Source organism: Variovorax sp. efr-133-TYG-130, from assembly GCF_030208835.1.
Lineage (GTDB): Bacteria > Pseudomonadota > Gammaproteobacteria > Burkholderiales > Burkholderiaceae_C > Variovorax.
In genome coordinates this window covers 59186-78155 of the sequence record NZ_JARVTD010000023.1, presented here as the reverse complement: position 1 = coordinate 78155, position 18970 = coordinate 59186, and the positions used below count along the sequence as shown (strand labels likewise).

At 66.5% G+C, this 18970-nt stretch carries 18 protein-coding genes; 5 read left to right on the top strand and 13 right to left on the bottom strand.

Annotated features, from left to right (window positions below):
* Positions 1-136: 136 nt before the first annotated feature.
* Positions 137-1315, top strand: coding sequence for a ribonucleotide-diphosphate reductase subunit beta (locus QRN67_RS19910; RefSeq protein ID WP_081270250.1), 1179 nt, complete (start codon positions 137-139; stop codon positions 1313-1315).
* A gap of 196 nt (positions 1316-1511) precedes the next feature.
* The gene (locus QRN67_RS19905) at positions 1512-2057 is read left to right on the top strand and encodes a histone H1-like DNA-binding protein (protein ID WP_081270249.1); all 546 of its coding nucleotides are present in this window, start codon (positions 1512-1514) and stop codon (positions 2055-2057) included.
* Between the two features lie 69 nt (positions 2058-2126).
* Here the strand turns inward: QRN67_RS19905 and QRN67_RS19900 are convergent, their stop codons facing one another.
* From QRN67_RS19900 to QRN67_RS19870, 7 genes are all read right to left on the bottom strand, one after another.
* The gene (locus tag QRN67_RS19900) at positions 2127-3029 is read right to left on the bottom strand and encodes a carbohydrate kinase family protein (protein ID WP_106935682.1); all 903 of its coding nucleotides are present in this window, start codon (positions 3027-3029) and stop codon (positions 2127-2129) included.
* 57 nt (positions 3030-3086) lie between these two features.
* Positions 3087-4463, bottom strand: coding sequence for a zinc-ribbon and DUF3426 domain-containing protein (locus QRN67_RS19895; protein ID WP_285413231.1), 1377 nt, complete (start codon positions 4461-4463; stop codon positions 3087-3089).
* Positions 4464-4518: 55 nt separating this feature from the next.
* Positions 4519-5406 (bottom strand): 50S ribosomal protein L11 methyltransferase, encoded by an 888-nt coding sequence (gene prmA, locus QRN67_RS19890; protein ID WP_285413230.1) that lies wholly within the window; start codon positions 5404-5406, stop codon positions 4519-4521.
* A gap of 15 nt (positions 5407-5421) precedes the next feature.
* Positions 5422-6771: an acetyl-CoA carboxylase biotin carboxylase subunit gene (gene accC, locus QRN67_RS19885; protein ID WP_081270245.1), complete on the bottom strand. Its 1350-nt coding sequence runs from the start codon at positions 6769-6771 to the stop codon at positions 5422-5424.
* Between the two features lie 2 nt (positions 6772-6773).
* Positions 6774-7241, bottom strand: coding sequence for an acetyl-CoA carboxylase biotin carboxyl carrier protein (gene accB, locus QRN67_RS19880; RefSeq protein WP_106935684.1), 468 nt, complete (start codon positions 7239-7241; stop codon positions 6774-6776).
* Positions 7242-7341: 100 nt separating this feature from the next.
* Entirely contained in the window at positions 7342-7890 is a 549-nt protein-coding gene (locus tag QRN67_RS19875; protein ID WP_285413228.1) for a TlpA family protein disulfide reductase, read from the bottom strand.
* Positions 7891-8487: a hypothetical protein gene (locus QRN67_RS19870; RefSeq protein WP_081270205.1), complete on the bottom strand. Its 597-nt coding sequence runs from the start codon at positions 8485-8487 to the stop codon at positions 7891-7893.
* A gap of 111 nt (positions 8488-8598) precedes the next feature.
* On the opposite strand from QRN67_RS19870, the gene mpl reads away from it, so the two are divergent.
* Positions 8599-10002: a UDP-N-acetylmuramate:L-alanyl-gamma-D-glutamyl-meso-diaminopimelate ligase gene (gene mpl, locus QRN67_RS19865; protein WP_285413226.1), complete on the top strand. Its 1404-nt coding sequence runs from the start codon at positions 8599-8601 to the stop codon at positions 10000-10002.
* Positions 10003-10006: 4 nt separating this feature from the next.
* A complete protein-coding gene (locus QRN67_RS19860; RefSeq protein WP_285413224.1) occupies positions 10007-10528 on the top strand; it encodes a cupin domain-containing protein in 522 nt (173 codons plus the stop codon).
* 16 nt (positions 10529-10544) lie between these two features.
* Here the strand turns inward: QRN67_RS19860 and QRN67_RS19855 are convergent, their stop codons facing one another.
* The 6 genes from QRN67_RS19855 to QRN67_RS19830 form a co-directional block, all read right to left on the bottom strand.
* Positions 10545-11663, bottom strand: a complete 1119-nt coding sequence (locus QRN67_RS19855; RefSeq protein ID WP_106935689.1) for a 3-deoxy-7-phosphoheptulonate synthase — start codon at positions 11661-11663, stop codon at positions 10545-10547.
* A gap of 228 nt (positions 11664-11891) precedes the next feature.
* Positions 11892-12419 (bottom strand): hypothetical protein, encoded by a 528-nt coding sequence (locus QRN67_RS19850; RefSeq protein WP_285413223.1) that lies wholly within the window; start codon positions 12417-12419, stop codon positions 11892-11894.
* A gap of 82 nt (positions 12420-12501) precedes the next feature.
* Complete coding sequence (gene tldD / locus QRN67_RS19845; protein ID WP_285413222.1) at positions 12502-13962, bottom strand: metalloprotease TldD; 1461 nt, start codon at positions 13960-13962, stop codon at positions 12502-12504.
* Between the two features lie 117 nt (positions 13963-14079).
* A complete protein-coding gene (rodA, locus tag QRN67_RS19840; protein ID WP_081270199.1) occupies positions 14080-15234 on the bottom strand; it encodes a rod shape-determining protein RodA in 1155 nt (384 codons plus the stop codon).
* A gap of 32 nt (positions 15235-15266) precedes the next feature.
* Positions 15267-17111 carry a sensor histidine kinase gene (locus QRN67_RS19835; protein WP_285413221.1) on the bottom strand — a complete coding sequence of 615 codons (1845 nt, stop codon included), beginning with the start codon at positions 17109-17111 and terminating at the stop codon, positions 15267-15269.
* Positions 17112-17117: 6 nt separating this feature from the next.
* Positions 17118-17864, bottom strand: coding sequence for a response regulator transcription factor (locus QRN67_RS19830; RefSeq protein WP_199851855.1), 747 nt, complete (start codon positions 17862-17864; stop codon positions 17118-17120).
* Positions 17865-18238: 374 nt separating this feature from the next.
* Here QRN67_RS19830 and QRN67_RS19825 point away from each other — a divergent pair, with 374 nt between their 5' ends.
* Positions 18239-18832 carry a YqiA/YcfP family alpha/beta fold hydrolase gene (locus tag QRN67_RS19825; protein WP_106935694.1) on the top strand — a complete coding sequence of 198 codons (594 nt, stop codon included), beginning with the start codon at positions 18239-18241 and terminating at the stop codon, positions 18830-18832.
* Positions 18833-18970 lie beyond the last annotated feature (138 nt).

Sequence of the window (18970 nt, the reverse complement as noted above, 5' to 3'; positions counted from 1 at the left end):
GTCACTCGATGAAGCCATTGACTGACATCGCACGATGCATGCGAGCAACATAACAACCACATAAATGGCGTGCGATGTGAACGAGCACTTTGCAACTCACATCGTTACTCCGATAATTTGAGCATTGGATTTTTCTATGTTGACCTGGGACGAAGAAGTCAAGCCCTCCTTACCAAAGGATATGCAACAAGGATTGCAGCAGCACCACGCATCGACCGGCGGTTTTTCCGCGGGCCGTTCGGTGGATGCTCCGACTTCGTCGATTGCACAGCCCGCAGCAGCAACGCCCGCGGCCACCCAGCGCGTCAAGGCCTCCGACAAGCGCATCATCAACGGTCAGACCGACGTCAACCAGCTGGTGCCCTTCAAGTACAAGTGGGCGTGGGAAAAGTACCTCGCCACCTGCGCCAACCACTGGATGCCGCAGGAAGTGAACATGACGCGCGACATCGCGCTCTGGAAAGACCCGAACGGCCTGACCGAAGACGAGCGCCGCATCGTCAAGCGCAACCTCGGCTTCTTCGTGACTGCCGACTCGCTGGCCGCCAACAACATCGTGCTGGGCACCTATCGCCACATCACGGCCCCCGAATGCCGCCAGTTTCTGCTGCGCCAGGCCTTCGAGGAAGCGATCCACACGCACGCGTACCAGTACATCGTCGAGTCGCTCGGCCTGGACGAGAGCGAGATCTTCAACGCCTACAACGAAGTGCCGTCGATCCGCGAGAAGGACCAGTTCCTGATCCCGTTCATCGACGCCATCAGCGACCCCAACTTCAAGACCGGGACCCACGAGACCGACCAGACGCTGCTCAAGTCGCTCATCGTGTTCGCCTGCCTGATGGAAGGGCTGTTCTTCTACGTCGGCTTCACGCAGATCCTCGCGCTGGGCCGCCAGAACAAGATGACCGGCGCCGCCGAGCAGTACCAGTACATCCTGCGCGACGAGTCGATGCACTGCAACTTCGGCATCGACCTGATCAACCAGCTCAAGCTCGAGAACCCCGGCCTCTGGACCCCCGAGTTCAAGGCGGAGATCAAGGCCCTCTTCATGAAGGCCGTCGAGCTCGAATACAAATACGCCGAAGACACCATGCCTCGCGGCGTGCTCGGCATGAATGCCTCCATGTTCAAGGGCTACCTGCGCTATATCGCCAATCGGCGTGCACAGCAGATCGGCCTCGAAACGCTCTTCCCGAACGAGGAAAACCCGTTCCCCTGGATGAGCGAAATGATTGACCTGAAGAAAGAGCGCAACTTTTTCGAAACCCGCGTGATCGAGTACCAGTCGGGTGGTGCGCTCTCCTGGGATTGAATCTTTCGACAAGAATTAATGAATTCAAGAATTGCCCTTGCCACCGATCGCGCCATAGAGCGCGGCATGGACGAGGGCTCAGGTGTTCATGGTGCTGGGGCTCAGATTCCAACGCCATGAATCGCTTCACGCTACCCAACGTGCGTGGAGTGCTTCAATAGGTTGATTTTTTCAACTTGATCAAGGAGAAATAGAAATGGCAACTGCAAAGAAAGCGCCGGCTAAGAAAGCCGCTGCAAAGAAGGCTCCGGCAAAGAAGGTCGTGGCCGCCAAGAAGGCACCGGCAAAGAAGGTAGCCGCCAAGAAGGCACCGGCCAAGAAGGTCGCTGCCAAGAAGGTAGCCGCCAAGAAGGCGCCGGCGAAGAAGGTAGCGGCCAAGAAGGCAGCACCGGCCAAGAAGGCCGCCGCCAAGAAGGCGCCTGCCAAGAAGGCCGTAGCGAAGAAGGCCCCGGCCAAGAAGGCTGCTGCGAAGAAGGCGCCTGCCAAGAAGGCCGCCGCCAAGAAGGCGCCTGCGAAGAAGGCTGCTGCCAAGAAGGCGCCTGCGAAAAAGGCCGCGGCCAAGAAAGCCGCGAAAAAGCCCGCTGCCAAGCCTGCCGCTGCTGCCAAGAAGCCTGCTGCGAAGAAGGCTGCCAAGGCAGCAGCGCCCGCCAAGGCTGCCGTAGCACCCGCTGCTGCTCCTGCTGCACAGACGACGCTGAATCCTCAAGCTGCATGGCCGTTTCCCACGGCCAGCAAGCCCTGAGTATTTTCAGCGGCCCTGAAGGCGCAAAAGCCCGACACCTCACGGTGTCGGGCTTTTTTATTGGGCGAATCAGAGGCCCAGGGCCTTGCGGTCGACCTGGTAATTCTGCGGGCCGCGCTGCGCGATCTTGAGCGCGCCGATGCGATTGCCAAGGGCCGCGCACTGCGCCAGCGGCCATTCCTTTTCCAGGCCGAACAGCAGCGCACCGCGCCATGCATCGCCGCAGCCGGTGGGCTCGACCACCTCCGTCGGCACCACGCCGGGCACGTGTTCGCGCACACCGTCGGTCCACACTTCGCAGCCGTCGGCCGCCAGCGTGACCACGAGGCCGCGCACGCGCTGCGAGATCTCGGCCAGGCTCCAGCCGGTGCGTTGCGACAGCATCTTGCCTTCGTAGTCGTTCACCACCACCCAGCTCGCAAGCTCGACGAAGTGGCGCAGCGCCTCGCCGTCGAACATCGGCAGGCCCTGGCCCGGATCGAAGACGAACGGAATGCCGGCAGCAGCAAACTGCTCCGCGTGCTGCAGCATGGCGTCACGCCCGTCCGGCGCGATGATGCCGAGCTTGATGTCCTCGCGCGCCGCCACCTTGGTGACGTGCGCCTGCTGCATCGCGCCGGGGTGGAAAGCGGTGATCTGGTTGTTGTCGATGTCGCTCATGATCATCGCCTGCGCGGTGAAGGTGTCGTCGAGCTGGCGCACGAACTCCGTGCTGATGCCCAGCGAGCGCATGCGCTCGAGGTACGTAGCACCGTCGCTGCCCAACGTGGCCATCGGCAGGGCCGTGCCGCCGAGCGCATTGAGGCTGTAGGCGATGTTGCCGGCGCAGCCGCCGAAGTCGCGCCGCAGGGTCGGCACCAGGAACGACACATTCAGGATGTGCAGCTGGTCTGGAAGAATCTGGTCGGCGAACCGCCCCTCGAAAGTCATGATCGTGTCGAACGCGAGGGAACCGCAAATTACTGCTGCCATGGGTGAGCCGTTGGTTGAAGGAATGGAAAAAGCTGAGGACGCGTGCGAGCGCCCCGCTCAAGGATAGAAGGCCTCGACACGGTAGCCCGCGATGGGCGGCAGGGCCGCTGCTTCCGAGGCCGACAGCGTCAGCGGCAGCGAAGCCGCCCTGTCGGACCGCGCAGCCAGCACGGAAGGAGCACCGTAGTCGGCCGGCATGAGCACGCGGCGCACCACGGCACGTTCCTGCGTATCGAGCAGCGACAGCTCCACGGCAGGCATCGCGAGCGGCACCGTGGCGCCGTTGCGCAAGGTGAAGCTCAGGCGGTAGTCGTTGCTGCCGCTCTTCTCGCGCGCGAAGGCGGCGCCCTCGATCACGATGTCGCCGATCTGGCGCAGCGCCGCGAGCTCGCAGCCGGTGTACTGGCACAACGCCGCCAGCGCGGGACGCAGATTGGGCTGGCGCGCGGCGATGCCGTCACGCTCATGGCGGATGACCTGCACCACGAGCAGCAGCACGGCGAGCACCGCCAGCAGCACAAGCACTGCACGCACGCCCCTGCGCTGCCAGAAGCCCGGCGATGGGTCGTCGGCCGGATCGTCTTCTTCGGACAGCGGATGCCCCGGCGGCGGCTCGAAGGTGGAAGACAAAGAAAAGTCGGGCTCGGTCTCGGTCTCCACGGCCTGCACCACGGCAGCCGAACTCGCAGCCTTTGCGGCCGCGCGCTCCTCGCGGGCCTTGGCGCTCGCGATCTTGGCCGACTTGATGCGGGCACGGCGCAGCGCCTTCTGCATCTGCACCTGGTCGTGGTCTTTTTCTTCCTGCTCGCGCTCGCCCTCCCCGTCGTCGCTGGCGCGCTCGACCAGCGTGCGCATCCTGGCCTGCGGCTTCACGGGCAGCGGCGGCGCCGGCGGAGGTGGAGGCGGCGGCGCAGACTCGAGGTTGAGGTCGATGCTGGGGAACGGAGGCAGCGTGCTCTGCGGCGGCCTCCACGCAGGCTCGGTGGTGTCGACGTCGGACCAGGGCTCGTCCGCGGCGATGCCGTGTTCGGGAAGCTCCAGGGAAAAGTCGAGCGGCGACGGCAGCGGAGGCATGACGGCCGGCGGCGGGGAACGCTCATGTCGCGACTGGTGCTCGGGCTCGTCGTCGAAGAAATCGGCGTCTTCCGCCGGCTGGACGGGCGCAGCGGTCGGCGGCGGAGGCACCGGCACTGGCACCGGTGACGGCGCAGTCTTCGGCTCGCTCGACGATTCGACCAAGCCAGGCATGTAGCCACCCTGCATCGCAGGCGACGCACCCGCCGGCGCGCCATCGGGCGCTTCGTGCAGGTCGAGCGTGGCGTCGAACACATGGCTGCAGCGTCCGCAGCGCACCCAGCCGTCGGAGATGCGAAGCTGGTCGCGCACCACCTTGAAGGTGGTGGTACAGGCGGGGCAGCGCGTGACGAGGCTCATGACGGGGCGATTGTAGGGTCGGGCCCTCGCCGCGTGAGGGGCGCGAAGCGGCGGTTCAGCAGCGCGCGGTCATGAGGATCCAGCCATCCTCGGTGTCGCTGACTTCGAGCGCGGCGTACGGTGCGTAGGCCTCTTTCAATTCGTCCGCCTGGCGCTCGAGGATGCCGGCCAGCACCAGCGATCCGCCGGCCTTCACGTGGCTGCGCAGCAGCGGCGCGAGCACCTTGAGCGGCGTGGCCAGGATGTTCGCGAGCACGGTGTCGTAGGAGCCCTTGGCTGCATCGGGCAGTCCGGCCTTCAGCTGGACGCCGTTGGCCTCGGCATTGAGCCGGGTCGACGAAACCGCGGCTTCGTCGATGTCGACGGCATCGATGTCGCTCGCGCCGAACTTCGCCGCGCCGATGGCCAGGATGCCGGAGCCGCAGCCGTAGTCGAGCACGCGCTGGCCGCCCAGGCCGCCCTGCCGCGTGGCGATCCAGCGCAGGCACATGCGGGTGGTGGGATGCGTGCCGGTGCCGAAAGCGAGCCCCGGGTCCAGCCGGATCACTTCCCTGGCCTGTTCGGGGGGCTCGTGCCAGGTGGGCACGATCCAGAACTCGGGCGTGATCTCGACCGGCGCGAACTGCGACTGCGTGAGCCGCACCCAGTCCTGCTCGGGAACGACGCCGATGCCGAGCACCTCGCAGCCTTCGAAGAAGTCCTGCAACGCCAGCACGGAAGCCGCATCCTTCGCGGCCGCCTCGTGGGGAAACAGCGCGATCACGCGCGAACGCTGCCAGCCATCCTTGGGCGGCGGCATGCCGGGTTCGCCGAACAGCGCCTGCTCGGCGTCGGTCTGCGCGTCGGCGTCTTCCACCGACACGCTCAGTGCATCGAGTGCATCGAGCGCATCGCTGAGCGTTTCGACCCGGTCTTCCGGCGCCATCAGGCGGAGTTCAAACATCGCGGTCTTTCCAGGTCAGCGCTTGTGTGCAGCCAGCCACTCTTCAAGATAGTGGATGTTGGTGCCACCGGTCATGAACTTGGAATCGACCATCAGCTCGCGGTGCAGCGGGATGTTGGTCTGGATGCCTTCGATCACGGTTTCGTTGAGCGCCGTGCGCATGCGGGCCATGGCCTGCTCGCGCGTGTCGCCGTACACGATGATCTTGCCGATCATCGAGTCGTAGTTCGGCGGCACGAAGTAGTTGGTGTACGCATGCGAATCGACGCGCACGCCAGGGCCGCCCGGCGGGTGCCACATCGTGATGCGGCCCGGCGACGGCGTGAACTTCCAGGCGTCTTCGGCGTTGATGCGGCACTCGATGGCGTGGCCGTGCATCTGGATCTGGCGCTGCGTGAACGGCAGCTTCTCGCCGGCGGCGACCATGATCTGCGTCTTGACGATGTCGATGCCCGTGGTGAACTCCGTCACCGGGTGCTCCACCTGCACGCGCGTGTTCATTTCGATGAAATAGAACTCGCCGTTCTCGTACAGGAACTCGAAGGTGCCGGCACCGCGGTAGTTGATCTTCTTGCAAGCGGCCGCGCAGCGTTCGCCGATCTTCTCGATCAGCTTGCGCGGAATGCCAGGCGCGGGCGATTCCTCGATCACCTTCTGGTGGCGGCGCTGCATGGAGCAGTCGCGCTCGCCCAGGTAGACGGCGTTCTTGTGCTTGTCCGCGAGGATCTGGATCTCGATGTGGCGCGGGTTCTGGAGAAACTTCTCCATGTACACGGCCGGATTGTTGAAGGCTGCGCCGGCTTCCGCCTTGGTCATCTGGATCGCGTTGACCAGTGCCGCCTCGGTGTGCACCACGCGCATGCCGCGGCCACCGCCGCCGCCCGCCGCCTTGATGATGACCGGGTAGCCGATGGCACGCGCGATGCGCTTGTTGGTGGCTGCGTCGTCCGACAGCTCGCCTTCGGAGCCGGGCACGCAAGGCACGCCGGCCTTGATCATGGCCTGCTTGGCCGAGACCTTGTCACCCATCGTGCGGATGTTGTCGGGCGTCGGGCCGATGAACTGGAAACCGCTCTGCTCCACGCGTTCAGCGAAGTTGGCGTTCTCGCTGAGGAAGCCGTAGCCGGGGTGGATGGCCTCGGCGTCGGTCACTTCGGCGGCCGAAATGATCGCCGGCATGTTGAGATAGCTCTGCGCCGACGGGGCCGGGCCGATGCACACCGCTTCTTCGGCCAGCTTGATGTACTTGGCGTCGCGGTCGGCCTCGGAATAAACCATCACGGCCTTGATGCCGAGTTCGCTGCAGGCGCGCTGGATCCGGAGGGCAATCTCCCCCCGGTTTGCAACCAGGATCTTCTTGAACATGGTCACTCGATGATGAACAGCGGCTGGCCGTATTCGACCGCCTGCCCGTTTTCGCCGAGGATCTGGGTGATCGTGCCGGACTTGTCGGCCTCGATTTCGTTGAGGATCTTCATCGCTTCGATGATGCAGACCGTGTCACCCTCGTTCACCTTGCTGCCGACTTCGACGAAAGCCGGTGCGCCGGGGCTGGACGAACGGTAGAAGGTGCCGACCATCGGCGACTTCACCGCGTGGCCTGCACGGGCCGCTTCGGCGGCCGGCGCTGCGGCCGCAGCGGGAGCCGGGGCTGCACCCGCGGCCGGCGCGGCTGCTGCCGCGGCAGGCGCCGCCAGCGTTTGCACGTACTGCACCGGGGCGGCGCCGCCGCCCTTGACGATGCGAACCTTGCCTTCGGTCTCGGTGATTTCCAGTTCGGAAATATTCGATTCGGACACCAGATCGATCAGTGTCTTGAGTTTGCGCAGATCCATGAGACTCCAGTGCCGGCTTTGCCGGTCTTTGGGATATAACTTGTCCGAAAATCGGCGATTTTCGGCGTTTGGCGGCTAACGCCAGCGGAGGGACGGGATTCTAACCACGAACCAGTTCGCGCCGCCAAGTATCCAGGTCGGTGGTTTCCAGCTTGCCCATTTTACGAGCCGCCACCGAACCGTTCGAATTCAGGACCAGTGTGAAGGGCAGCCCGCCGCCCGTATTGCCCAGGTTCTTGACCAGTTCCGTCCCCTGAAGGCCGGCCAGGCCTGTGGGGTAGGTGACAGGCGTGCGCTGCAGGAACTTGCGCACGGCGCTGGGCTGATCGATGGCCAATCCCACCACTTGCCAGCCGTTAGCGCCATGTTCGCGGAAAAAGGCGTCGATCATGGGCATTTCCTCCACGCAGGGAGGACACCAGGTCGCCCAGAAGTTCAGCAGCAGCGGCTTGCCGCGCAGGCTCGACAGGACGAGGTCACCGCCCTCCGGCCGCTCGAAGCTTTGCCCCCAGAACGCGGCATCCAGCTGCTCGCCGCCAGTCGAACCGCTGCCTCGCTCCTTCCACCAGGCACCGCCGAGCCCGGCGGCTGCCGCGGCAGCCGCCACGCCGGCATAGAGCATGCCGCGTCGGGTGGGCGAAGAAGTCATTCACTTGTCCTTTTCTCGTTCAATCAGCCGTCGCAATGCCGGCAGGTCTCCGCGCGGCGTGCGCCCCTGGGCGTCGGGCTTTAAGGCCCCGCGCAGGTCGTCGAGGTCGTAGACCAGCAGATGCACGCCGATTTCCTCGCCGAGCGCCCGGCTCGGGGCATGCACGCTCAGCGCCTCGACCTGCTCGCCATGAAAGCCGGTCACCATGCGGGGTTCGTAATCCACGTGGTGATCGATCAGGGCGATCTCGGCCGACTTGGAATCATCGCAGAACAATTGAATATAAATGTCTGACAGCCGGGTGGCCGTTCCGTGCCACACGGCGCCGCCGACATGCGGGCGGAAAGCGGCCATGCGCTCCATCCACTCGAGCGCCAGCAGGCGCAGCGCGTGCAGCTCCTGCGGCTGGGTGTCGGCGCAGAACAGCTCGATGTACTCGCGCACCTCGGCCTCGACTTCGTCGTTGTTCGGCAGCGGGGTACGCGCCGACAGGCCGAGGTCGCGCAGTGCGCGGCGCTTGGCGGGGCCGTACTCCAGCCCTTCCTCGACGACGAGACGGGCTGCGGAAGCGGCGATTTCACGCTTGGACGTGTCCATTCGGGCATTTTGCCCCCAGTGGGCTGCCCTTGGATGAACATCAGTACGAAGCGCAGGCCAAAGGCACCGCGGCCGGCCGGGCACCGCACCTCGCTTCCCTAGAATCGACCGATGCACATTCATATCCTGGGTATCTGCGGCACGTTCATGGGCGGACTCGCCGCCCTGGCGCGCGAGGCAGGCCACCGGGTCACGGGCTGCGACGCCGGCGTGTACCCGCCCATGAGCGACCAGTTGCGCTCGCTCGGCATCGACCTGATCGAAGGCTTCGGCGCCGACCAGCTTGAACTTTCGCCCGACATGTTCGTGGTCGGCAACGTGGTCTCCCGCGCCCGGCTGTCCGACGGGAGCCCCAAGTTCCCGCTGATGGAAGCGATCCTCGATGCTGGCAGGCCCTACACCAGCGGTCCCCAATGGCTGGCCGAGCACGTGCTGCAAGGCCGCCACGTGCTGGCCGTCGCCGGCACGCACGGCAAGACGACGACCACTTCGATGCTGGCCTGGGTGCTCGAAAAAGGCGGCAAGGCGCCAGGCTTCCTGGTGGGCGGCGTGCCGCTGGACTTTGGTGTGTCGGCCCGGCTGGGCGACGGTACGTCCTTCGTGATCGAGGCCGATGAATACGACACCGCCTTCTTCGACAAGCGCAGCAAGTTCGTGCACTACAGGCCGCGCACCGCGGTGCTGAACAACCTGGAGTTCGATCACGCGGACATCTTCGATGATCTTGCCGCCATCGAACGGCAATTCCATCACCTTGTGCGCACGGTGCCCGGCACCGGCCGGCTGGTGGTGAACGCCACCGAAGAGAGCCTGCGGCATGTGCTGAGCCAGGGCTGCTGGAGCGAGCTCGCACGCTTCGGCGCCGGCGGTGAGTGGCAGGCACGCGGCTCGCACGACGCCTTCGACGTGTTGCGCCAAGGCGAAGTGGTCGGCCGGGTCGAGTGGGAGCTCTCCGGACTGCACAACCAGATGAACGCGCTCGCTGCCATCGCCGCGGCCGACCATGTGGGCGTGCCGCCTGCCGAAGCGGCGCGCGCGCTCGGCAGCTTCCGCAACGTGCGCCGGCGCATGGAACTGCGGGGCACCGTCGAACGCGAGGGCGGAGCCATCGCCGTCTACGACGACTTTGCCCATCACCCGACGGCCATCCGCACGACGCTCGACGGCCTGCGCAACAAGCTCGATGCCGCCGGCAAGAAGAGCGAGCGCATCCTTGCGGCCTTCGAACCGCGCAGCAACACGATGAAGCTGGGCGTCATGGCGGCGCAGTTGCCCTGGAGCCTGGAGTCGGCCGACCTGTCGTTCTGCCATACGGCCGGGCTCGACTGGGACGTCGCCGCCGCGCTGGCGCCGATGGGCGAGCGCGCCCGGCTGGCAGGAGCCATCGAACCGCTGGTGAAGCAGATCGTGGCCGAGGCGCGGCCGGGCGATCACATCGTCTGCATGAGCAACGGCGGTTTCGGCGGCGTGCACGACAAACTGCTTGCGGCGCTGAAGGCCGCGGCGGCATCATGAGCCCATGGCCCTCACCGCTCCTCCGTCCCGCGCGCACGAACTGATCGAGACCCTGAAGCTTCAGCCGCACCCCGAAGGCGGCTGGTACAAGGAAGTGTTCCGCTCGGCGGCGATGGTGTCGCCAGCCGACGGCCGTGCAGCCCGCAATGCGCTGACCAGCATCTACTTCCTGCTGGAAGCCAACCAGCAGTCACGCTGGCACCGGGTGCTGTCGGACGAGGCCTGGGTGTATCTGGAGGGCGTGCCGCTGGCGCTCTGGACCTGCGACGTCGCGATGCGGACCGCACCGGCCCACGTGAAGCTGGGCCCGGTCGATGCCCACGGCACGCGGCCGCAGCACGTGGTGCTTGCCGGCCAGTGGCAGGCCGCGCGCCCGATCCAGAGCCACTCGGCGGGCGACTACACGCTGGTTGCGTGCATGGTCGGACCGGGCTTCGACTTTGCCGACTTCTCGATGGTGCCGCCCGACAGCGACGAGGCTGCGTCGATGCGGCACCACTGGCCCGACCTGGCCGGCATGCTCTAGCAGAGCGCGGCGCCCCTCAGCCCCGGCGCCGCTTGACCGCCTGCGACAGCGTGTCGAGCACCTGCATCGAATCTTCCCAGCCCAGGCAAGCATCGGTGATGCTCTTGCCGTATTCGAGGCCCGACAGCTCGTCCTTGCCCGGCGTGAACTTCTGGGCTCCGGCCTGCAGGTGGCTTTCGACCATCACGCCGAACACGCGATTCGAACCGCCGGCGATCTGCGCGGCGACTTCCTTCGCCACGTCGATTTGCTTCTGGTGCTGCTTCGAGCTGTTGGCGTGGCTGCAGTCGACCATCAGCGTGGGCGGCAGCTTGGCGGCCTGGAGGTCCTTGCAGGCGGCCTCGACGCTGGCGGCGTCGTAGTTGGGCGCCTTGCCGCCACGCAGGATCACGTGGCAGTCGGGGTTGCCGTTGGTCTGCACGATCGCGACCTGGCCGTTCTTGTGCACCGACAGGAAGTGATGGCCGCGCGCCGCCGCCTGGATGGCGTCGGTGGCGATGCGGATGTTGCCGTCGGTGCCGTTCTTGAAGCCGATCGGCGCCGACAGGCCCGAGGCCAGCTCGCGGTGCACCTGGCTTTCGGTGGTGCGCGCGCCGATGGCGCCCCAGGCGATCAGGTCGCCGATGTACTGGGGCGAGATCACGTCGAGGAACTCGCTGCCCGCCGGCAGGCCCATGCGGTTGATGTCGATCAGCAGCTGGCGCGCGATGCGCAGGCCTTCGTCGATGCGGAAGCTTTCGTCGAGGTACGGGTCGTTGATCAGGCCCTTCCAGCCGACCGTGGTGCGCGGCTTCTCGAAGTACACGCGCATCACGATTTCCAGCGTGCCGGCGTATTTTTCGCGCTCGACCTTCAGGCGGCGGGCGTATTCGAGCGCCGCGGCCGGGTCGTGGATGGAGCACGGCCCCATGATCACCAGCAGCCGATCGTCCTTGCCCGCCATGATGTTGTGGATGCTGCGGCGGGTGCCTTCGATCAGGGTTTCGACAGGCGTGCCGCGGATCGGGAAGAAGCGGATCAGATGTTCGGGAGGGGGCAGCACGTTGATGTCCTTGATGCGTTCGTCGTCGGTCTTGCTGGTTTTTTCGACGCTCGCATACCAGCTGTCGCTGGCGGGGGCAGTGTTCGTGCTCATGGGTGCTTCCTTGTTGGAGTGGGTTTCGTCAGGCCATAAAAAAACCGCCGGGGGCTTGAGGCCACCGGCGGTTTTGGGAGGGTGTTCGTTTGCTTTACGCGCTCGCCTCTCGTCCGCCGGAAACCGGGAACCAAAAGTAGGCAAAAAAGTAAGCGCGGAGGGCGGACATGTGGGCGAAATGTAGCACGGAAAGCAAAAACCGGGTCAAGCGGGCGAGCCCAGCCTTGCTTACCGGTAGCCCGATTCGTTGGGGTTGTGGATGATCCAGATCAGGTTGCCGCTGGAAAAATCGCCCATGCCGCCGCCCGCGAAGATCAGCCGGCCCTGGCCCTTGTAGGTCATCTCGAAGCGATGGCGGTCACTGCCGAAATAGAACGGAATGAAGGCCTTGCCGGTCACGTAGGCGCCCTGGTCGGTCGGCTGGCCGGCAAGGTCGGTGACTTGCCGCGCGCTCATGCCGATCTGCAGCCGCGCGAACTTGCTGTTGCGCGCCGGGTTGCCGGTGATCTCGCCTTCGTAGCCGTTCAGGCCCTTGACCGTCTTGCCGCTGCCGGCCTCGACCTTCGACGAGTCGACGACGTTGCCCTGGGCGTCCATGCCGGCCTTGGCGCCGCCCCGTGCCGCAGTGGCTGCGGCCGCGGGCGCTGCCTCGGGCTGGCTGCCCGAACCACCGCGCGATGCGCAACCAGCGCAGGCCAGCGCCACCACGGCGGTCGCGGCCCACAGCACGGCGGATGAATTGATCCTGCTCCCCATCGAGTTGCTCCTTGTGTTCTGTCGTTCGCAAAAGGGACGCAGCTTAGCAACCGGAGGAAGCAGTCCACAAGTGACGAAAGGCCTAAGCCGTTCCACCTACCGTCAGGCCGTCGATGCGCAGGGTGGGCTGGCCCACGCCCACCGGCACGCTCTGGCCTTCCTTGCCGCAGGTGCCCACGCCGGAGTCGAGCGCCATGTCGTTGCCGATCATGGTCACGCGGGTGAGCGCGTCGGGGCCGTTGCCCACGATGGTCGCACCCTTCACCGGGTATTGGATCTTGCCGTTCTCGACCCAGTAGGCCTCGCTGGCCGAGAACACGAACTTGCCGCTCGTGATGTCGACCTGCCCGCCGCCGAAGTTGGTGGCGTACAGGCCCTTCTTGATGCTCGCGACGATTTCCTTCGGGTCCTTTTCGCCGCCGAGCATGTAGGTGTTGGTCATGCGCGGCATCGGCACGTGGGCGTAGCTCTCGCGGCGGCCGTTGCCGGTGGGCTTGACCTTCATGAGGCGGGCGTTGAGCGAGTCCTGGATGTAGCCCTTGAGGATGCCGTCCTCGATCAGCACGTTGCGCTGGCTGGCGTTGCCCTCGTCGTCGACGTTGAGCGAGCCGCGGCGGTCGGCGATGGTGCCGTCGTCGAGCACCGTCACGCCCTTGGCGGCCACGCGCTGGCCGATGCGGCCTGAGAACGCGCTCGAGCCCTTGCGGTTGAAGTCGCCCTCGAGGCCGTGGCCGATGGCTTCGTGCAGCAGGATGCCGGGCCAGCCGGAGCCGAGCACCACGGTCATTTCGCCGGCGGGTGCCGGGCGCGCGTCGAGGTTGGTCAGGGCCGCCTTCACGGCGTGGTCCACGTACTCGGCGATCTGCTCGTCGGAGAAGTAGGCAAGGCCGAAGCGCCCGCCGCCGCCGCCCGAGCCGATTTCGCGGCGGCCGTTCTGCTCGGCGATCACCGTGACCGAAAGCCGCACCAGCGGCCGTACGTCGGCGGCCAAGGTGCCGTCGGCGCGCGCCACCAGCACCACGTCGTATTCGCTCGCAAGGCCGGCCATGACCTGCGCCACGCGCGGGTCGCGCGAACGCGCCAGTTTCTCGACCTTCTCGAGCAGCTTGACCTTGGCGGTGCTGTCGAGCGTGGAGATGGGGTCGATGCCGTCGTAGAGCGAACGGCTCGAAGCGATCTTGCGGGTCGCCGTCTTCACGCGGGCGGTGCGGCCCGCCGAAGAAATCGAGCGCACCGTGCGCGCCGCGTCGAGCAGCGAGGCTTCGGAAATGTCGTCGGAGTAGGCAAAGGCAGTCTTCTCGCCGCTGACCGCGCGCACGCCGACGCCCTGGTCGATGCTGAAGCTGCCGGTCTTGACGATGCCCTCTTCGAGGCTCCAGCCTTCGCTTCGGGTGTACTGGAAGTACAGGTCGGCGTCGTCCACCCGGTGCGCGGTGATCTCGGCCAAGGCCTTGCTCAGGTGCGATTCGTCGAGCCCGAACGGCGTGAGAAGGAGCTGTTGCGCCGTGGCGAGGCGCTCGATGGTGGGTTCGCGAGAGATCATCGTCGGATTCTATGGCTCGCCCCCAGGCCGCGCGCACTTCGTGTCGCTTCGCCTTCCCCCTACCGGGGGCAACACCAGCGGCCCGGCAAAGCCGGTTCCGCGGTGTTCCCGGCATCCTCAGTTCTGCGCCAGCTTCCTGGCCCGGGCGATCGACATCAGGATGCCCAGCCCCAGCCCCAGCGTCACCATGGCCGTGCCGCCATAGCTGATGAACGGCAGCGGCACGCCCACCACCGGCAGGATGCCGCTGACCATGCCCATGTTCACGAAGGCGTAGGTGAAGAAGATCATCGTCACCGCCCCCGCCAGCAGGCGCGAGAACAGCGTGGTGGCGTTGGTCGCGATGGCCAGCCCGCGGAAGATCAGCAGGATGAAGGCCGCAATGAGCGCCAGGTTGCCCATGAGCCCGAATTCCTCGGAATAGGCCGCGAAGATGAAGTCGGTGGTGCGTTCCGGAATGAACTCGAGGTGCGTCTGCGTGCCCTGCATGAAGCCCTTGCCGCCCACGCCGCCGGAGCCGATGGCGATCATGCCCTGGATGATGTGGAAGCCCTTGCCCAGCGGGTCCTTGCTGGGGTCGAGCAGCGTGCACACGCGCTGCTTCTGGTAGTCGTGCAGCACGCGCCAGTCGACGCCGTCGGCGCACAGCCGCGATTCGAAACTCACGATCAGCGTGATGGCCACGGCGCCGATCACCACCGGCGGCACGATCAGCTTCCAGGGCAGCCCCGCGAAGAAGATCACCGCCAGCCCCGCCGCCAGCACCAGCAGCGAGGTGCCCAGGTCGGGCTGCTTCATGATGAGCCCGACCGGCACCGCCAGCAGCACCGTCGCCACCACGAAATCGAGCGGCCGCAGCTGGCCTTCACGGCGCTGGAACCACCACGCCAGCATCAGCGGCATCGCGATCTTCAGGATTTCGCTGGGCTGGATCACCATGCCCAGGTTGATCCAGCGCTGGGCGCCCTTCTTGGTGATGCCGAAGAGCGCCACCGCCACCAGCAGCGCCACCCCTGTCGCATAGAGCGGCACGGCCGCCAGCATGAGCTTCTGCGGCGGCACCTGCGCCACCACGAACATGATGAAACCGGCGAGCAGCATGTTGCGGCCATGGTCGACGAAACGGGAGCCATGGTCGTAACCGGACGAATACATGGTCAGCAATCCGGCGAACGCGAGCAGCAGCACGGCAAAGGCCAGAAAGCCGTCGAAGCCCTGGAAGATGGGCGCGATGCGACGCGCCAGGGAGGGCTGATTGAACACGGCAGACATGGGGGCGGATTATCCCCGCCCCGGCGTCCGCCTCAATCGAAAGCCAGCTGAACGACCGTGCGGCCCGGTCGGCTTTCGACCGCCAGGCGCGCGCCGATGGCCCCGGCGCGCTCCGCCAGGGCCCTCGGCACCTGGGAGGCGTCATAGCCCTTGCCGTTGTCGATCACCCGCACCTGCACCGTCTTGCCACGCATGTCGGCCTCGAGCCGCAGCACCGTGGCCTGGGCGTGCTGCAGCACGTTCGATATGGCCTCGAACAGCAGGAACTGCAGTTGCCGCATGGTCTGGGCGTCGAGCCGGTCCACGGGGTCCACCTCGTCCACCGCCCATTCGAACTCGATGCCGGCGGCCGCCAGCCGGGGCTCCAGCCGGTAGCGCAGTGCCGCGAGCAAGGCGCCGACGTCGCCCGGCGGCAGGTGGATGGAGTCGATCGACAGCTTGAGCTGGTCGAGCGAATCGCGCAGCGTGCGCAGCAGGTCGCCCGGGCTGGTCTGGCCCGACTGAAGCTGGCGGATCGCCGAGCTGATGTGCGAGCCCACGCCGTCGTGCATGTCGCGCAGGATTCGCTCGCGCTCGTGGGTGCGCGCCTGGTCGCGCGCCGCGGCTTCGAGCTCCGCATAGGTCGCGGCCAGTTCGCGTTCGCGCTGGGCCACCTGCTCGGCCAGCGCCGCCACGGAACCGCGCGCCTGCGCCGTCGCCGCATGGAAGCGCCGCAGCACGATCAGCAGCAGGGCCACGCCGAAGAACACCGACGAATAGCGCACCCACGTGGTCTCGCCGTAGGCGTCGCTCAGCCGTATGACCAGCCAGTCGCGCGCGGCGAACGCCACCGTCACCAGCGCGGCGCCGGCCACCAGCAGCTGCTCGGTGTTCGGGCGGCGCACGGTCGCGATGGCGAAGGCGCTCACCAGCGCGACGACCAGCACGATTTCCACCGCGAGCCAGCCGGTGAGCCACATCGGCTCCTCGCGCTGCAGCGCCAGCGTCGTGAAAATCGCCGTGCCGGCCACGATGGCGGCCATCGGCCAGCGCACCCAGCGGAAGCGGCGGTCGCTGCCCCAGCCGGCGATGTGGCAGCCGAACATCATCACCGAGACCACCCAGCCCGCGTAGCAGATGGCCATCAGCACGCCCCAGACGCCCCAGGTCAGCGGCGGCTCGGCGATCACGCCGTCGGCCACCCGGACGGCCCAGCAGAACTCGGCCAGCGCGGCCCAGAAATAAATGCCTTCGCGGCGCGGCCGGCCGTCCGCACCGGTCTCGACCTGCGTGAGCCAGAGCGCCAGCGCGATGCCGCCGACGATCAGGCTGAACGCGGCCAGCAGCACCGAGCCGGTGAAGCGCCAGGCGTAGGCGCTCTCGAACAGCTCCGTGCGCACCTGCGCGGCCGGGCCGATGGTCACGTGCGAGAGGCCCGCGCGCCGGCCGCTGTCGGCGCGAAGGCGGATCTGCAGGTGGTTCTCGCCCGGCTTCAGCAGGCGGCCCGGCACGGGAATGTAGATCGGCGCCTTCGCGTAGTCGGCATCGTTGCCGCGGTCCAGGTCGCCGTAGACCTGCAGCAGCGCGTCGTTGAGCTGCACGTCGAACACATTGCCCACGCGCGGAATGAAGATGCCCCACGGGGTCTGGGGCGCGGCCTCGAGCGTGAACGGCAGGTCGAAGGTCGCGAAGCCAGGGCGTCCGGTGTGCTGCCGGTCCCAGTGGTAGGAAAGCTCGACCGACCCGGTGCGCTTGACGCCGTCCACCGAGGTCGTGACCGAGCCTTGCGTCAGTTCGAGCGGCTGCTCCGGCGCGCTCGCGGCCGCCACCGTGGCGATGCCCGACAGGAGCAGCGCCAGGAAAAACGAAAGCAGCGACGACACCAGCTTCGGCACCATCCGCGCTCAGCCCGGATGAGACAGCAGGCCGAGGCGCGTCGCTTCGAAGACAGCCTCGCTCTTGGAATGCACCGCGAGCTTCCCGTAGAGGTTCTTGATGTGAGTCTGCACCGTATGGACGCTCAGCCCCTTGAGCCGGGCGATCTCCGCATAAGAGAAGCCGCGCGCGATCAGCGTCAGCACCTCGTGTTCACGTCCCGACAGCAAGCCGCGGTCGGACTCCTCGGCGGGCGCCTCGGGCGCGCCGCCCGGCACCTCGGCGCCGCCGACGGCGCTCGCCGCCGACGACTGCAGGCTGCGGTACTTGGCCAGCACGCGCCGCGCGATCATGGGCGAGATCGGCGACGCGCCGGCCTTCATTTCGACGATGGTCTGCGCGATGTCCTCTGGCGCGGCGTCCTTGTGGATGTAGCCCACCGCACCGGCCTCGATGCTGGCGAGCACGTTCTCCTCGTCGCCGAAGACCGACACCACCAGCGGCTCGCAGCCGGGAAAGCGCGCGACCGCGTCGCGGATCACGTCCAGCCCGGTGCCGTCGGGCATGCCGAGGTCGACCAGCAGCACGTCGGGAATCGTCGCGGTGCGCGCCAGCCAGGCCCGCGCCTCCTGAACGCTGCCTGCGCTGCCGAGCCAGAAAAGGCGTGGGCTGCGCTGCACGCTGGCCTCGAAAAAAGCGCGCGCGCGGCTGTCGTCTTCGACGACGAGCACGCCCCACCGGCGTAGCGCCCCGTCGTCCTGAGCCTCGATGTTCATATGTCGAGCATAAGGCTCGGCGCAAACTGTTAATTCAACAACGCCTACCCAGTTCATGGGATGCGCCCGGGCAGCCGCCCCCACGACACTTGCGCCGCTTTTTTGCCCTGGGCGCCGAATGTCGAGTTAACCCGAACGTAGCCATTCGCATCGCGGCAAAGAGCAACATGAATACTTTAAGTATCGATTCGTGCAAGCCCTTGCGCGCAGGGGCGGCCAAGAGGTTTGCACACGTCCGGGCACGACAGGCCGAAGGACCCCGCTCGCGGGGTTTTTTGTATGTTGGAAGCGGCCTCGCAAGAACAGACCTCATGCAAAATTGCCCGGTCACGGCAAGCGTGGCGCGCCGCACGCCCCTCCCGAATCTTCATCGCATGGATCCGCAAACCACTCACCTGCTGTATCTGCACGGCTTCCGCTCCTCGCCTCAGTCCACGAAGGCCCGGATCATGGCGGACCGCGTGGCGCGGCGCCACCCGAACCTGCAGTGGTGGTGCCCGCAGCTGCCGCCTTCTCCGCACGATGCGATCGACATGGTGATGAAGGGCATCGCGCACTGGCCGCGCAAGTCGATGGCGGTGGTGGGCTCTTCGCTCGGCGGCTTCTATGCCACGTACGTGGCCGGCATGACGCGCTGCCGCGCCGTGCTGCTCAATCCTGCGGTACACCCCGCGCGCGACCTCACGCGCTACATCGGCGACCAGACTGTCTGGCACGACCCGGCCGAGCACTTCTACTTCCGCCCCGAATACATCCACGAGCTGCGCGCCATGGAAGTCGGCCAGCTCACGCGGCCCGAGCGCGTGTTCGCCATCATCGCCAAGGGCGACGAAGCCCTCGACTGGCACGAGATGTCCGCGCGCTACCCGGACAGCAACATCAAGCTGCTCGAAGGCAGCGACCATGCGCTGTCGGACTTCGAGAAGGCGCATCTCGACGACGTGATGGCTTTCATCAATCCGGTCTAGGCACACCCCCAGACTTCGCGCACTTCGTGTCGCTTCGCCAACCCCCTTGCAGGGGGCGATGCCTGCGGCCCGGCGAAGCCGGTTCCGCGGCATCCTGGTATTGGATCGCATCGGTTTTCCGCGTGGGAGAATCGGGGA

Excerpts from the sequence above, each read along its gene's own strand:
- prmA (WP_285413230.1), bottom strand. The coding sequence starts at position 5,406 with ATGTTTGAACTCCGCCTGATGGCGCCGGAAGACCGGGTCGAAACGCTC.
- QRN67_RS19825 (WP_106935694.1), top strand. The coding sequence starts at position 18,239 with ATGGATCCGCAAACCACTCACCTGCTGTATCTGCACGGCTTCCGCTCC.
- QRN67_RS19870 (WP_081270205.1), bottom strand. The coding sequence starts at position 8,487 with ATGGACACGTCCAAGCGTGAAATCGCCGCTTCCGCAGCCCGTCTCGTC.
- QRN67_RS19900 (WP_106935682.1), bottom strand. The coding sequence starts at position 3,029 with ATGGCAGCAGTAATTTGCGGTTCCCTCGCGTTCGACACGATCATGACT.
- QRN67_RS19860 (WP_285413224.1), top strand. The coding sequence starts at position 10,007 with ATGGCCCTCACCGCTCCTCCGTCCCGCGCGCACGAACTGATCGAGACC.
- QRN67_RS19850 (WP_285413223.1), bottom strand. The coding sequence starts at position 12,419 with ATGGGGAGCAGGATCAATTCATCCGCCGTGCTGTGGGCCGCGACCGCC.
- QRN67_RS19835 (WP_285413221.1), bottom strand. The coding sequence starts at position 17,111 with ATGGTGCCGAAGCTGGTGTCGTCGCTGCTTTCGTTTTTCCTGGCGCTG.
- QRN67_RS19910 (WP_081270250.1), top strand. The coding sequence starts at position 137 with ATGTTGACCTGGGACGAAGAAGTCAAGCCCTCCTTACCAAAGGATATG.
- QRN67_RS19905 (WP_081270249.1), top strand. The coding sequence starts at position 1,512 with ATGGCAACTGCAAAGAAAGCGCCGGCTAAGAAAGCCGCTGCAAAGAAG.
- QRN67_RS19855 (WP_106935689.1), bottom strand. The coding sequence starts at position 11,663 with ATGAGCACGAACACTGCCCCCGCCAGCGACAGCTGGTATGCGAGCGTC.
- QRN67_RS19830 (WP_199851855.1), bottom strand. The coding sequence starts at position 17,864 with ATGAACATCGAGGCTCAGGACGACGGGGCGCTACGCCGGTGGGGCGTG.
- QRN67_RS19895 (WP_285413231.1), bottom strand. The coding sequence starts at position 4,463 with ATGAGCCTCGTCACGCGCTGCCCCGCCTGTACCACCACCTTCAAGGTG.
- QRN67_RS19875 (WP_285413228.1), bottom strand. The coding sequence starts at position 7,890 with ATGACTTCTTCGCCCACCCGACGCGGCATGCTCTATGCCGGCGTGGCG.
- tldD (WP_285413222.1), bottom strand. The coding sequence starts at position 13,962 with ATGATCTCTCGCGAACCCACCATCGAGCGCCTCGCCACGGCGCAACAG.
- mpl (WP_285413226.1), top strand. The coding sequence starts at position 8,599 with ATGCACATTCATATCCTGGGTATCTGCGGCACGTTCATGGGCGGACTC.
- accB (WP_106935684.1), bottom strand. The coding sequence starts at position 7,241 with ATGGATCTGCGCAAACTCAAGACACTGATCGATCTGGTGTCCGAATCG.
- accC (WP_081270245.1), bottom strand. The coding sequence starts at position 6,771 with ATGTTCAAGAAGATCCTGGTTGCAAACCGGGGGGAGATTGCCCTCCGG.
- rodA (WP_081270199.1), bottom strand. The coding sequence starts at position 15,234 with ATGTCTGCCGTGTTCAATCAGCCCTCCCTGGCGCGTCGCATCGCGCCC.